The following is a 13,779-nucleotide window of genomic DNA, read 5'->3' as shown; positions in this document are numbered from 1 at the left end:
AGTTCGGGCAGCGGCAGGGTCATTCCTTTTCGGTATTTTTGAACGATCCGATCCGTAACACGAGGTCGTCCAGCGACGACGGATCGGCGATAAAGTCGGTGTGGTCCACGTCGATCGTCAGAATTTCTCCGTCGTAGTTGCGGCCGATCCACTCTTCGTATTTCCGGTTCAGCCGTTCGAGGTACTCTTCCTGTATGCTCATCTCGTAGGCGCGGCCGCGTTTGCGGATCTGGTGGATCAGCGTCGGTACGCTCGCTTTCAGGTAGATCAGCAGATCGGGCCGGGCGATCAGTCCCGTTGCGAGGTCAAAGATTTTCAGGTAAGTATTGTAATCCCGCGTGGTCATCAGCCCGCTTTCGTGCAGGTTGGCGGCGAAAATATACGCGTCTTCGTAGATCGTACGGTCCTGGATCAGGTCGCTGCCGGTAGCCAAGATCTCTTTGGCTTGCCGGATGCGCTGTCCCAGGAAGTAGATCTGCAGGTTGAACGACCAGCGGTTCATGTCGTCGTAGAAATCGCCGATATACGGGTTGTCGCTCTCCTCGAAATAGGCTTTGGCGCCCGTTCTTTCGGAGAGGATCTTGGTCAGCGAGGTCTTTCCGCACCCGATATTTCCGGCAATGGCGATATACATTTCAAATTTTTCGAGGTGCCCGGATCTTTTTCCGGGAAACACATTTTTGCAAATTTATTATTTTTATCCGGTTTATCCGGCTTTCTCGGTTTTTTTCGCGTTTTCGCAGATCGTCCGGTAAAGCTTTTGAAAATTTTCGGCCATCCGTTCCCAGGTGAATCGGACTTTGTAGTTGCGGATGTTCTCCCTGAATTTTTCGGACAGGTTTTCGGAGTAGTAACGGTCGATCGCCCGGGCGATGGCCTGCGGTTTCGGGTCGACCACGAAACCGACCTCTCCGTCCGGGACGATCTCGCGCAGTCCGCCCACGCCGGTCACGACCATCGGGACGTCGAAAAAGTAAGCCACCTGCGTTACGCCGCTTTGCGTGGCGCTACGGTACGGTTGTACGACCAGGTCGCTGACCGAGAAGAAACGGGCCACCTCTTCGTCGGCCACGAAGTAGTCGAACAGAATCATCTCGTCCCCGATCCCGAGCCGTTCGATCTGGTTCATGTAAGTTTCCTTGCCGCTGTAATATTCGCCGGCGATGATCAGCCGGTGTCCGGCTGTTTTGCCCTGTTCGCTGAGCAGGGCCCATGCGTCGAGCAACAGGTCGAGTCCTTTGTAGTCTCGTATGAAACCGAAAAACATCGTATAGCGCAGTCCGGGGTCGAGCCGCAGCAGGCGGCAGGCCTCTTCCCGTTCGATTTTTTCGCCGTAGTTCGTGTACATCGGATGCGGCGAGAAGACGGCCGGTTTGTCCGGTCGGAACGACTGCAGGTCGCTGTGCACTTGTTCGGACATGTAGACGAACCCGTCGATCGATCCGAGGAAGTAACGGGTCAGCAGCGTGTCCATCGGCCGTTTTTCGTGCGGAACGACGTTGTCGAGCAGCGCGATGGTTTTGATCCCTTTTCGCCGCGCGATCCGGCATACGGTGCCCAGGGCCGGGGCCATTTGCGGAATCCAATAGCGAACGATCACCGCGTCGGGCCGTTCGCGCCGTACTTTCAGACCGGTGCGGATCCAACTCAACGGATTGACCGAATTCAGCATCCGCGTAATGTCGAGTCCTTCCGGCGCCGGGCCGTCCGCATACTGGCTCTTACCTGGGAATAAAAAAGAAGGATATTGCACCGTGAATGTGAAAATCCGGCAGCGAATGCCGCAACGGATGAACGTGCGGGCCAGCGTCTGGTTGATTCCGGCCAGCCCTCCGCGGTACGGATAGGCCGTCCCGACGATAACGGCGGATTTCATTTCGTTCATAGCAGGCGGATTAATTGGTCGATATAAGTGCGGTCGTTGTAGAGTCTGGGGACTTTGTTTTGGCCGCCGACTTTGCCTCGCTCTTTCATCCAGCGGTAGAAAGTGCCTTCCGGCGCGACGGTCAGCGTGGGGCGCAGCAGCGTGGTATCTTTGAAACGTTTGGCTTCGTAGTCGGAGTTGACCTGCTGCAACGCGCGGTCCAGTTCGTCGGCAAAGCGTTCCGTGTCGGCGGGCGGCACGCTGAACTCGACGATCCACTGGTGCGATCCTTTGGATTGGCCGGTCATGTAGACCGGGCCGGCCGTATATTCGGCGATCCGGGCGCCGGTGGCTTCGCACGCGGCCTGCAGCGCCGTTTCGGCGTTGTCGACGATCACCTCTTCGCCGAAGGCGTTGATGAAATGGCGGGTGCGGCCGGTAATTTTGATCTTGTACGGGGCGAGCGAGGTGAACTCGACCGTGTCTCCGATCATGTACCGCCACAAGCCGTTGCAGGTCGAGATGATCAGGGCGTAGTTCACGCCGCGTTCGACCCCTTCCAGCGGGACTGCGCGCGACGGATCGTTCAGGTGCTGCATCGGCAGGAATTCGTAGTAGACCCCGTAGTCGAGCATCAGCAGCATGTCGTCGGTCGCCGGATCGTCTTGGATGGCGAAAAAGCCTTCCGAGGCGTTGTAAGTTTCGATGTATTTCATCCGGTCGGACGGGATGATCTGGCGGTACTGCTCGCGGTAGGGTTTGAAGTTCATACCGCCGTGGGCGAACAGTTCCATGTTCGGCCATACCTCCAGGATGTTGTTCTTGCCGGTATATTCGAGTATTTTTTTCAGCATCACGAGATTCCACGACGGGACGCCGGCGAACGAGGTGACGTTCTGCGAGACGGTTTCCCGGCAGATCGCTTCGACTTTCCGTTCGAAATCGGCGATCAGCGCCGTCTCGGGTTTCGGAACCCGCATCCGGAGGCCGAATCGCGGGGTATTCTCGATCAGGATGGCCGACAGGTCGCCTTCCTGGGCCGTCCCTCCGGTATTTTCGAGCCGGTGGCTGCCGCCGAGCGTCAGCGTTTTGCCCGAAAATACGCGGCTTTCCGGATAGCGGTCGGCGACCATGCAGACGATGTCCATCGGACCCCGCAAATGGCAATTCCGCAAACCTTCGCGGCTGACCGGGATGAATTTGCTTTTCGATGCGGTCGTTCCGGACGATTTGGCGAACCAGCGGATGTCCGTGGGCCACGTGACGTTGTTCTCGCCGCGGCGGATACGGTCGATGTAGCTGCCGAACGCTGCGTAGTCCGTCACGGGAATCCGTTCGCCGAATTGACGTCCGTCGCGGATCTCGTCGAAACGGTATTCCTTTCCGAAAGCGGTTGCGGATGCCTGTCGCAGCAGTTTTTGCAGTTGTAGTTGCTGTACTTCCGCAGGGTGCGACCGGAAGCGGTCGATTTCCCGTAGGCGGCGTAGGAAAAACAGGCGTACGAGCTGTGTGAGCAGAGGCATAATTGGTAAAGTCGTTGTTTTACAGGATCGTATTCCGTTCGACGGGAATACGGGGGTGCAAAATAATCAAAAAACGGATCGTCAGTTAAAGAACTTGCCGATCCGCGAGATGGCCGACGGCAGCGAAAAGACCACCACGCGGTCGTAGGCGTTGATCTCCATATTGCCGACGGCGATGAACGTTTTGTCGCCGCGGACGATCCCGCCGATGATCGCGTCGTGCGGGAAATCGAGGTCTTTGATTTTTCCCTTGGTGGCCGGCGAATTCGGTTTGACGATGAATTCCAGCACTTCGGCGTCGCATCCGGTCAGGCACTTGATCGCCTGCACGTCGGTGCTCATCGTGAACCGGAAGATGTTGCTGGCCATGATCAGTTTTTTGTTGATGATCGTGTCGATACCCATATTCTCGGCCAGGTTGATGTAGTTGAGGTTTTCCACTTCGGCGATCACTTTTTTTTACGCCGAGGCGTTTGGCCAGCATTGCCGCCAGGATATTGGTTTCGGCGCGCCCGGTGACGGCCAGGAAAGCGTCCATGTTGCTGAGGCCCTCTTCGATCATGGCGTCGGTATTGCGTCCGTCCTCGTTGATGATTAGCGTCCTTTCGAGCTGTTCGGCCAGTTTGTAGGCTTTTTCGGGCGTGTAGTCGACCAGTTTGATGTTCACTTCGTCCTGCAGTTCGGAGGCTACTTGCACCCCGATTTTGCTGCCGCCGAGGATCATCATGTTCTTGATGTCGATGTCGGTCTTGCCCGAGAAAGCGACGACCTCTTTTTCCGCGCTCTGGTTCGCGATCACATAGATGTTGTCGCCCTCCTGGAACCGGTCGTTGCCGCGCGGGATGATCGTTTCGCCGTCGCGCGAAATGGCGACCGTGCGGTAAGGCAGGCTGTCGCGGTCGCCGGTGATCTCGATCAGCGACTTGTCGATCAGCGGCGACGCGGCGTCGATCTTGAAGACTACCAGCGAGAGTTTGCCGCCCGAGAAGTCGACGTATTCGGTCGTGCTGGTATGCCCCAGCAGGTTGATGACCTCCTGCGCCGCGGCTTTCTCCGGATAGAAAAGGTAGTCGATGCCCATGTTGATGAACATCTCCTTGTTGTTCGGTTCGAGGTATTCGTTGTTGTCGATCCGCGCGATCGTTTTACGGGCGCCGAGCTGTTTGGCCAGCATCGCCGACACGACGTTCGAAGTCTCTTCGGGCAGTACGGCGATATACAGGTCGGCTTTGCGGACGGCCGCTTTTTTCAGGGTCGCAAAAGTCGTGCAATCCCCTTCGACGACGATGACGTCTACCATTCCGGCGATCGACTCGAGCCGTTTCGGGTCGTTGTCGACGACCGTTATTTCGTGGTATTCGCTGCCCAGCATTTTGGCCAGGTGGCTGCCCACTTCGCCGACTCCGGCGATTACGATTTTCATATTCCGTTCGTTTTATTTTTCGTCTTCGAAAGTAAGTACCCGTTCCAGCAGTTCTTCCGGCAGTTCGAACTGTGGGTCGAACCGGTCGCCGGCCGCGTAATTCAGTAGGCTGCTTTTCAACTGCCGGGCCGCCGGCCGGTTCGCCGCGTCGGTATCCAGATCCATCGCGCAGACAAGCAGTTTGCCCGGCCCTACGCGTGTTTCAAAAATCGAACCCAGTTTGTAGTTGCGTTCGTAGTTGTCGATCACCTGTACGATCGGACGGTAATCGTCCGGCGTGCCGTTCAGCACGATCGCCTTCGACCGATTACGCACGTCGCCCCATGTTTTTTCGCGTTCGTCGCAATAGGACGGCGGAGCTCCGGCCGTCCGGAACGATTCGGCGGCCGAGAACCGTCCGAGCAGGTCGGCCCACTGCCAGTCGCTGTGCGCCTCGGTCGGGAATCCGTCGAACGCCGGATGCGCCGGATCGCATAGGATGCCGAGCGTTCCTACCTGATTGAACAGCCGCATATTCCAGAATGCCGGCATGAAGGTTCCCTCCAGTGCGTTCTGCCCCGGTTTTACTTCGAACAGGCGGATTTCATCCGGCCCGAGCATCACTCGGTCGATTTTGTAAAGTCCTTTGGTCGGGTCGGAAAACAGCAGTACGCGCTCGCCGCGCGCCAGTGCGTCGCGGGTCGTCCGATCGTATTCGTAGGCGATCCGTACTCCGGCCGGCGTTTCCGGCTGCCGGGCCGGATAGACCCAGATGTTCCAACTGTTCGACGTGCCGCCGGCTTTCAGCGTCAGCGTCAGGCGTGCCGCCTCACCGACCGTTCGCAGCGGGGCGGAGATTTCTCCGAGTCCGGAGACTTTTCCCGTCTCGGCGACGGTCGCCGGCAACGAGCCGCCGGCTATCGTCCGGCCGCTCTCGTCGGCGAGCGTCCATTCCGGTTTGATAGGTAGGTTTTTCGGGCCGTAATTTGAGATTTCGGCAACGGCCTTGAACGTTTCGTCGCAGGTGTAAACCCGTTTCGGCATTTGCAGCAGAGCTACCGTCGGGCCGCAAAAACGGCGGAACTCTTTCGGTTCGATCAGTCCTTTGGAATCCCAGAACGCGTCGAGCCATCCGACGATGGCCGTGCCCTGCCCCGGGTAGTCGCGGGCTTCGAGAATCTGAAATCCTCCGTGCGGATAGGTGCGAAGGCTGGCTTCGATTTCGTCCTTGTAGAGCAGCACGCTGAACAGGCCGCTGGCCCGGGCGAAATCCTTGTTCTGGTCGAGCATTCCGCGTTCGGCCAGCGAACGGCGATATCCTTCGTAATTGTATGCGCGCAGCGTGCCGGTATATTTGTCGATCTCGTCGAAATCGGGGTACATGGCCCATTGGCCCACTTCGTGCGATAGCGTCGGAACGGGAGCGCCGGTCGTACGGTTCACGCCGTCGTTCTCACCGCCCGCGATCCATCCCCCGGCAGACCAGCGGTCCCAGTCGGTACGCGGGCCTGCGATGCCGCGTTGTCCGGTTTCGAAGAAATCGCCGTCCTGTTCCGTGTCGCCGTTTTCACAGCGGTAGAGCCGCCGCGGATCGGCGGAACGTCCTTTCTGCACCAGTTCGCCGAGCGTTCCGGCCGATTCGTTACCCATTGCCATCAGCGCGAAGGACGGGTGATTGCCATAGGCTTCCAGAATGCGATCCAGTTCGTCGACGATGAACCGGTCGCGTTCGGGATGCTGTCCGAAATGCGGGGCGTCCATCGTCCACAGCGGGATTTCGACCTGGAAAAAGAAGCCCAATTCGTCGGCTGCAGCGAACGCCGCTTCCGGCGGACACCACGAGTGGAAACGCATGTAATTGAACCCGTATGATTTACAGATCGACAGCACCCGCATCCATGCCGCTTTGTCCATCGGCGGATAACCGGTCAGCGGGTAGACGCATTCGTCGACCGGGCCGCGCATCAGCGTCGGCCTGCCGTTGACCGTGAACTGTTTGTTTTTCGTGCCGAGTTTCCGCAATCCGTACGTAACGGTTTTGCGGTCGCCGTATTTCCCGGCTTTCAGCACGACATCCAGTTCGTGCAACGCCGGCGAAAATTCGTCCCACGCTTTTGCGTTCGGCGCGAACGGCAGCTTTACCGAGGTTCCGCCGGCCGGAATGGAGCAGGAGGAACCTTGCACGGTCGCGGATACCGGTTTCCCGGTATTGTTCCCTAATTTGACCTGCAAATGGTCTTCGAAAACCTGCACGTCGCGAATCCAAACCGGGTCGGTGGCCCGCAGTTCGATGCGGCCGACGATCCCGTTCCAGTTCCCCTGCGTGTCTTCGGTGATCGCGTGCGCCCAGGTTCCGATCGGGATTTTATACGTGTTGTCGATGCAGACGGTCAGCGTGTGCCGGCCGGGCGACAGTGCGCCCAGGTCGTACAGGTGCGGCGCCGACAGGCTGTTTTGCGTGCCGACAGACTTGCCGTCGATCCAGACGTTCGACTCCCAGTGGCAGCGTTCGAGCAACAGTTCGATTCGTTTGCCGGCCCACTTCTGCGGAACGTCGAAATCTCGCTGATACCACGCTTTCCCTTCGTATCGTACGACGCGGGTCAGCTTCCCGACGGTCGGCTCAACGGCTCTGACGCCGAAACCGTTCTGTTCGCACGAGCCGGGAAGCGTTACGGATTCGGCCAACCGCGTATTGAACCAGCAACCGTCGGTTCCCCGGTTTTCGGGATCGAGCGCGAAACGCCATGTTCCGGCGAGCGACTGTATGGCCTGCTGGGCGAAGCTCGTATGGACGGTCAATAAGCACAGCGCGGCCGTCAGCAGTATTCGGATCGGGTTGTTCATAGTTTCCGACGTTGAGTTTATCAAATGATTACGATATACAAAGATATAACTTTCCGGACAAAATCTCTTTTTTCTATCCGGCGGACGAAATATTGTTGGTTTTTAGCGGCGTTTGTACGAACTTTGTAAAGATTTGAATCGGAGTAATCAAAAAACAGAGTTATGTCGTCCGGATTGTTGATTTTCTTGATCGCCGCGGGTGCGGTCGCCTTTTTCGTAATCGGGTTGTCGCTGACGATTATTTTCAAGGGACACTATATGGATTCCGAGATTGGCGAGAACCGACACATGAAAAAACGGGGGGATCCGGTGCGCCGCGCAGCAGATGCGGGCCGAAGAGGAGAACCTGCGCGGGGAGTGCGCGTCGGACGACGGGTGCGCCGGGACGGGCTGCGCTTCTTGCACGGCGGCGGACTGTAAGGGAGTTCCGGACAAAAAGCCCGGAAAATGATCGGCCGTCCGCGTCCCGTTTTCGAAAAAAAACTGCTAAAAAACCGAATGCTATGAAGATTTCCGTGGTTATCAATACGTTCAATTCGGACCGCTTTCTGGACCAGTGCCTGCGCTCGGTCGAAAAGTTCGACGAAATCGTACTGTGCGATATGCACAGCACCGACGGCACGATCGCCATTGCCGAGAAATACGGCTGCCGGATCGTTTACCACGAGCGCACGGGCATCGTCGAGCCGGCCCGCAATTATGCGATTGCGCAGGCCGAAAACGAGTGGGTGCTCGTGCTCGATTCGGACGAGGTGGTTCCGGACGCGCTGCGGGAATACCTGTACCGGTTCGCCGAAACGGCCGAGCAGCGGGGCTACGCCGCGCTGAAAATGGCGCGTAAAAACTATTTTCTCGGGCGTTTCATGCACGGGGACTATCCCGATTACATCATCCGGCTGATCCGCAAGTCGAAGACCTACTGGCCGGAAACGATCCATGCCCGTCCGGTGATCGACGGCGGGATATTCGCCATTCCGAGCCGTCGGCGGGAATTGGCGGTCGAGCACTTGGCCAACGAAAGCGTCTCGTCGCGGATCGCCAAGATCGACCTCTACTCCGATAAGGAGCTGTTGCGCCGCGCCGACCAGCGTTTTTCGGTCTGGAAGGCTTTCTCGAAGTGTTCCTGGCGGTTCCTGCGGTTCTATGTCGTCAAGGGCGGTTTCCGCGACGGGAAGGCTGGTTTTACCTATGCCGTGCTGAACGCTTGTTACAAGTTCGCGACGATCGCCAAAATCTGGGAGCGTCAGTCTTCCGAGGATTAAGAGGGGCGCTTGCGGTGCGCCGGCCGTTTTTGGAATATTTGCGGCTTATTGTTACATTTGACTGAAATTCGTCCCGTATGCAGGGACAATCGTTATACGGAAAACTGTTTATGGCAACATTTGAAGTGAAGGGAGGAACGCCGCTCGAAGGCGAGATCCGTCCGCAGGGGGCCAAGAACGAGGCGTTGCAGGTATTGTGCGCCACGTTGCTGACGCCGGAGAAGGTCATTATCCATAACATTCCCGCCATCGTCGACGTGCTGCAACTGATCGAATTGTTCGAAAAGATGGGGGTGATCGTCCACCGGCTCGGCGAGGGCTCTTACTCGTTCGAGGCGAAGGAGATCGATTTCGATTACCTGCAGAGCGACGACTACCGCGACCGGGCGGCCCGGTTGCGCGGTTCGGTGATGATTATCGGGCCGCTGCTGGCGCGCTACGGAGTCGGTTACATCCCGAAGCCGGGCGGCGACAAAATCGGACGTCGGCGGCTGGACACGCATTTCATCGGTTTTCAGAAGCTCGGGGCCGAATTCGATTTCGATACCGGCACGAACTTTTTTTCCGTTTCGGGCAAAAACCTGAAGGGATGTTACATGCTGCTCGACGAGGCTTCGGTGACCGGTACCGCCAACATCGTCATGGCGGCCGTGCTGGCGAAGGGCCGGACGACGATCTACAATGCGGCCTGCGAGCCGTACGTGCAGCAATTGTGCCGGATGCTGAACCGCATGGGGGCGCTGATTTCGGGGATCGCGTCGAATCTGCTGGTGATCGACGGGGTCGAAAGTTTGCACGGGACCGCGCATACGCTGCTGCCCGATATGATCGAGGTGGGCAGCTTTATCGGCATGGCCGCGATGACCCGCAGCCGGATCACGATCAAAGACGTTTCGTTCGAAAACCTCGGGATCATTCCGGCGCAGTTCGCGCGGATGGGAATCGAGTTCGAGCAGCGCGGCGACGATATCTACATTCCCCGGCACGAGCATTACGAGATAGAGAGTTTTATCGACGGTTCGATCATGAACATCGCCGATGCGCCGTGGCCGGGCTTGACGCCCGACCTGCTGTCGGTCTTCCTGGTGGTGGCTACGCAGGCCAAGGGATCGGTGCTGATCCACCAGAAAATGTTCGAAAGCCGGCTGTTTTTCGTCGATAAGCTGATCGATATGGGCGCGCAGATTATCCTGTGCGACCCGCACCGTGCGACGGTCATCGGGCACGACCATAAAATCCGGCTGCGCGCCACGACGATGACTTCGCCCGATATCCGGGCCGGGGTCGCGCTGTTGATCGCCGCGATGTCGGCCGACGGACGTAGCATTATCCAGAACGTCGAGCAAATCGACCGGGGGTATCAGAATATCGACGGGCGGCTGAACGCTCTCGGCGCCTGCATCCGCCGGATCGGATAATACCGCGCGCCGCGCCGGGAGCGAGCGTCCCGTTGCGCTGCGGTTTCAGGGGGCGTTCTGCCGTCCCCGGCGCCTGATTTTCCTGTCCGGACGTTCGTTCCGGCGTCGGCGGACACTTTTTTCTGTTTTTCAAAATCTTTCGTTTGTTTCGTTTCCTGCCGGATAAAGGTATAAAAAAGGAATGGAATGCTATTGATTCCGTCTTTTTGGAACTATACTTTTGACGTAATAAAATAATAATATTCTTTATTATATAAGAATTTATCGAATAATTTATTTGGGGATATGGACCGGATTTCATACTGGGATTGCGTAATCCGGCTCATATCCCTTGATTAGGGGTGTTTATGAAAGTGAATTAAACGAAGTTTTGAGACGAAAAAGGTCCGGTTCGGTTTTTCGATTAATGTCATGGCGAGGGTATTGTCGGAAAGTCGGACCGGGCTTTTTTTAACGACGGGATTCCCTTTCTCTTTGAATTTACCTCGAAAGAACGGGTGTTTATACGAACCTGACCTCCGGCACGCGGAGGTTCGTATCGGCCGCCGGTATTTTTATGTCCTTTTCCGGCGCGCGCCGGAAAATTAGGGGTTGGTACCCGGCCTGATATTTCGTCTTTTCCGGGATCGTTTCCGTTTTCGCCGTAAAAACAAAAGGGGCGGCGTCATTGACGCCGCCCCTTTCCGGGTTCCGGAAGATCCGGAGCGTTTCGATTATTTATCGCCTTGTTTCAGCGCTGCGTGAGCCGCTGCCAGACGTGCGATGGGCACGCGGAACGGAGAACACGAAACGTAGTTCAGGCCGGCATAATGGCAGAATTCCACCGAGCTCGGTTCGCCGCCGTGCTCGCCGCAGATACCGCACTTGAGTTTCGGTTTTACGCCGCGGCCTTTGAATACGGCTTCGCGCACCAGTTGGCCGACGCCGTCCTGGTCGAGCACCTGGAACGGGTCGTGCTTCAGGATGCCTTTTTCGATGTAAACGGGCAGGAATTTCGCTACGTCGTCGCGCGAGAACCCGAGCGTCATCTGCGTCAGGTCGTTCGTGCCGAACGAGAAAAATTCGGCCTCTTCGGCGATCTCGTTGGCCGTAACGGCTGCGCGCGGGATCTCGATCATCGTACCGATCATGTAGTCGATCCGGTCGTTGCGTTCGGCGAATACCGATTCGGCGGTAGCCTTGATAACGTCTTTCTGGTATTTCAGCTCTTTCACGTTGCCTACCAGCGGAACCATGATCTCCACGTGTACGTCGATACCCTTGTTCTTGCGGGTGTTCAGCGCTGCTTCGATGATGGCGCGAGCCTGCATTTCGGTAATTTCGGGATAAGTATTTCCCAGACGGCAACCGCGGTGTCCGAGCATCGGGTTCGATTCGGCCAGCGATTCGACCTTGTTCTTAATCGTTTCGAACGGAACTTTCAGGTCGTCGGCCAGTTCCTTCATCTCTTTTTCGAAGTGAGGAACGAACTCGTGCAAAGGCGGATCGAGCAGGCGAACCGTTACGGGCAGCCCGTTCATCGCTTCGAACAGACCTTCGAAGTCGCCGCGCTGGATCGGCAGCAGCTTGGCCAGCGCCTTGCGGCGTCCGGCTTCGTCGTCGGCCAGGATCATTTCGCGTACGGCCTTGATGCGGTCGCCTTCGAAGAACATGTGCTCGGTACGGCACAGGCCGATACCCTGAGCTCCGAATTTGAACGCGGTCTGCGCGTCGCGCGGCGTGTCGGCGTTCGCGCGCACCTTCAGGCGTGCGTATTCGTCGGCCAGTTCCATCAGTTTGGCGAAATCGCCGCTCACTTCGGCGTCGATCGTGCTCACTTTGCCTTCGTAGATGATGCCCGTCGATCCGTCCAGCGAAATCCAGTCGCCTTCTTTGTATTTTTTGTTGCCTACGGTAATCGTGCGGGCCTTGTAGTCGATCTGCAGGTCGCCGGCGCCCGAAACGCAGCACTTGCCCATGCCGCGCGCAACGACGGCCGCGTGCGAAGTCATACCGCCGCGCGCGGTCAGAATGCCGTTTGCGGAGTTCATGCCCTTCAGGTCTTCCGGAGAGGTTTCGATGCGGACGAGGATCGTCTCTTTACCTTGTTCGGCCCATTTTTCGGCGTCGTCGGCGAAGAATACGATCTGCCCCGAAGCGGCGCCCGGGGAGGCGGGCAGCCCCTTTGCGATGATGTTGGCCTGTTTCAGCGCTTTCTTGTCGAATACCGGGTGCAGCAGTTCGTCCAGCTTGGCCGGTTCCACGCGCAGAACGGCGGTCGGAGCGTCGATCAGACCCTCTTTGAGCATTTCCATCGCGATACGAACCATGGCTGCGCCGGTACGCTTGCCGTTACGCGTTTGCAGCATCCACAATTTGCCGTTTTGGATCGTGAATTCCAGATCCTGCATGTCGCGGAAATAGTTTTCGAGGTGCTGCTGGATTTCGTTCAGTTCTTTGAACGCGGCGGGCATCACCTCTTCGAGCGACGGATATTTCAGCGCGCGTTCGCTTTCCGAAATGCCCTGCAATTCGGCCCAGCGGCGCGAACCTTCGAGGGTGATCTCCTGCGGCGTGCGGATACCGGCTACCACGTCTTCGCCCTGTGCGTTGACCAGGTATTCGCCGTTGAAAATGTCTTCGCCGGTAGCGGCGTCGCGCGTAAAGGCCACGCCGGTAGCCGAAGTTTCGCCCATATTACCGAATACCATCGCCTGAACGGTTACGGCGGTGCCCCATTCGGCCGGAATATTGTTCAGCTTGCGGTACAGGATCGCACGCTCGTTCATCCAACTGCTGAATACAGCGCAGATGGCGCCCCAGAGCTGTTCCCACGGATTGGTCGGGAACTCTTTGCCGGTATTCTTCAGGATGGCGGCCTTGAAACGTTTTACCAGTTCTTTCAGGTCGTCGGTCGTCAGTTCGGTATCGTTCTTTACTTTCTTTTCCTCCTTGATCGCATCGATGATCTCTTCGAACGGATCGACGTCCTCTTTGCTCTGCGGTTTCATGTCCATCACCACGTCGCCGTACATCTGTACGAAACGGCGGTACGAGTCCCATGCGAAACGCGCGTTGCCGGTCTTCTTGGCGATGCCTTCGACGGCTTCGTCGTTCAGGCCGAGGTTCAGGATCGTGTCCATCATACCCGGCATCGAAGCGCGCGCGCCCGAACGTACCGACAGCAAAAGCGGATTCGTGCTGCTGCCAAACTCCATGCCCATGTTCTTCTCGACCTGTTTCATGGCGGCTTCGACTTCGGGCTTGATCATCTTGATCACTTCTTCCTTACCGTGCTGATAGTACTCGGTGCAGACCTCGGTGGTGATGGTAAATCCCGGAGGAACCGGAATACCGACCAGGTTCATTTCCGCGAGGTTAGCTCCTTTTCCTCCGAGCAATTCTCTCATCTTTCCGTTACCCTCGGCCTTCTTGTTGCCGAAGGTGTAAACTCTTTTTACGTTTGGCATCTTCTTTTTACGTT

General features: G+C 57.4%; 8 protein-coding genes and 1 pseudogene. 3 read left to right on the top strand and 6 right to left on the bottom strand.

Annotated features, from left to right (window positions below; translation table 11 throughout):
* Window positions 1-19: 19 nt before the first annotated feature.
* From DW082_RS07775 to DW082_RS07755, 5 genes and pseudogenes are all read right to left on the bottom strand, one after another.
* Window positions 20-634: a deoxynucleoside kinase gene (locus tag DW082_RS07775; RefSeq protein ID WP_055202901.1), complete on the bottom strand. Its 615-nt coding sequence runs from the start codon at window positions 632-634 to the stop codon at window positions 20-22.
* A 72-nt stretch (window positions 635-706) separates the two neighbouring features.
* Window positions 707-1,885, bottom strand: a complete 1,179-nt coding sequence (locus tag DW082_RS07770) for a glycosyltransferase (RefSeq protein ID WP_306345973.1) — start codon at window positions 1,883-1,885, stop codon at window positions 707-709.
* The gene (locus DW082_RS07765; RefSeq protein ID WP_101572016.1) at window positions 1,882-3,387 is read right to left on the bottom strand and encodes a GH3 auxin-responsive promoter family protein; all 1,506 of its coding nucleotides are present in this window, start codon (window positions 3,385-3,387) and stop codon (window positions 1,882-1,884) included. The genes DW082_RS07770 and DW082_RS07765 overlap by 4 nt, the downstream gene beginning before the upstream one ends.
* 81 nt (window positions 3,388-3,468) lie before the next feature.
* A pseudogene (gene trkA / locus DW082_RS15325) lies at window positions 3,469-4,810 on the bottom strand (Trk system potassium transporter TrkA).
* Between the two features lie 12 nt (window positions 4,811-4,822).
* Window positions 4,823-7,636, bottom strand: a complete 2,814-nt coding sequence (locus DW082_RS07755; RefSeq protein WP_118458113.1) for a sugar-binding domain-containing protein — start codon at window positions 7,634-7,636, stop codon at window positions 4,823-4,825.
* Between the two features lie 162 nt (window positions 7,637-7,798).
* Between DW082_RS07755 and DW082_RS07750 the strand changes: the two genes are divergently transcribed.
* The 3 genes from DW082_RS07750 to murA all read left to right on the top strand — a co-directional run bounded on the left by DW082_RS07750 (window position 7,799) and on the right by murA (window position 10,316).
* Window positions 7,799-8,056 carry a hypothetical protein gene (locus DW082_RS07750; protein WP_118458111.1) on the top strand — a complete coding sequence of 86 codons (258 nt, stop codon included), beginning with the start codon at window positions 7,799-7,801 and terminating at the stop codon, window positions 8,054-8,056.
* Between the two features lie 83 nt (window positions 8,057-8,139).
* Window positions 8,140-8,898: a glycosyltransferase family 2 protein gene (locus DW082_RS07745; RefSeq protein WP_101572025.1), complete on the top strand. Its 759-nt coding sequence runs from the start codon at window positions 8,140-8,142 to the stop codon at window positions 8,896-8,898.
* 110 nt (window positions 8,899-9,008) lie between these two features.
* Window positions 9,009-10,316 (top strand): UDP-N-acetylglucosamine 1-carboxyvinyltransferase, encoded by a 1,308-nt coding sequence (murA, locus tag DW082_RS07740; RefSeq protein WP_101572084.1) that lies wholly within the window; start codon window positions 9,009-9,011, stop codon window positions 10,314-10,316.
* 713 nt (window positions 10,317-11,029) lie between these two features.
* Here the strand turns inward: murA and ppdK are convergent.
* Window positions 11,030-13,765, bottom strand: a complete 2,736-nt coding sequence (gene ppdK, locus DW082_RS07735) for a pyruvate, phosphate dikinase (protein ID WP_055202913.1) — start codon at window positions 13,763-13,765, stop codon at window positions 11,030-11,032.
* Between the last annotated feature and the right edge of the window lie 14 nt (window positions 13,766-13,779).

It is taken from the genome of Alistipes sp. AF48-12 (genome assembly GCF_003477565.1).
GTDB classification, from domain to species: Bacteria; Bacteroidota; Bacteroidia; order Bacteroidales; family Rikenellaceae; genus Alistipes_A; species Alistipes_A hominis.
This window is presented reverse-complemented; position numbering and strand designations above follow the sequence as displayed.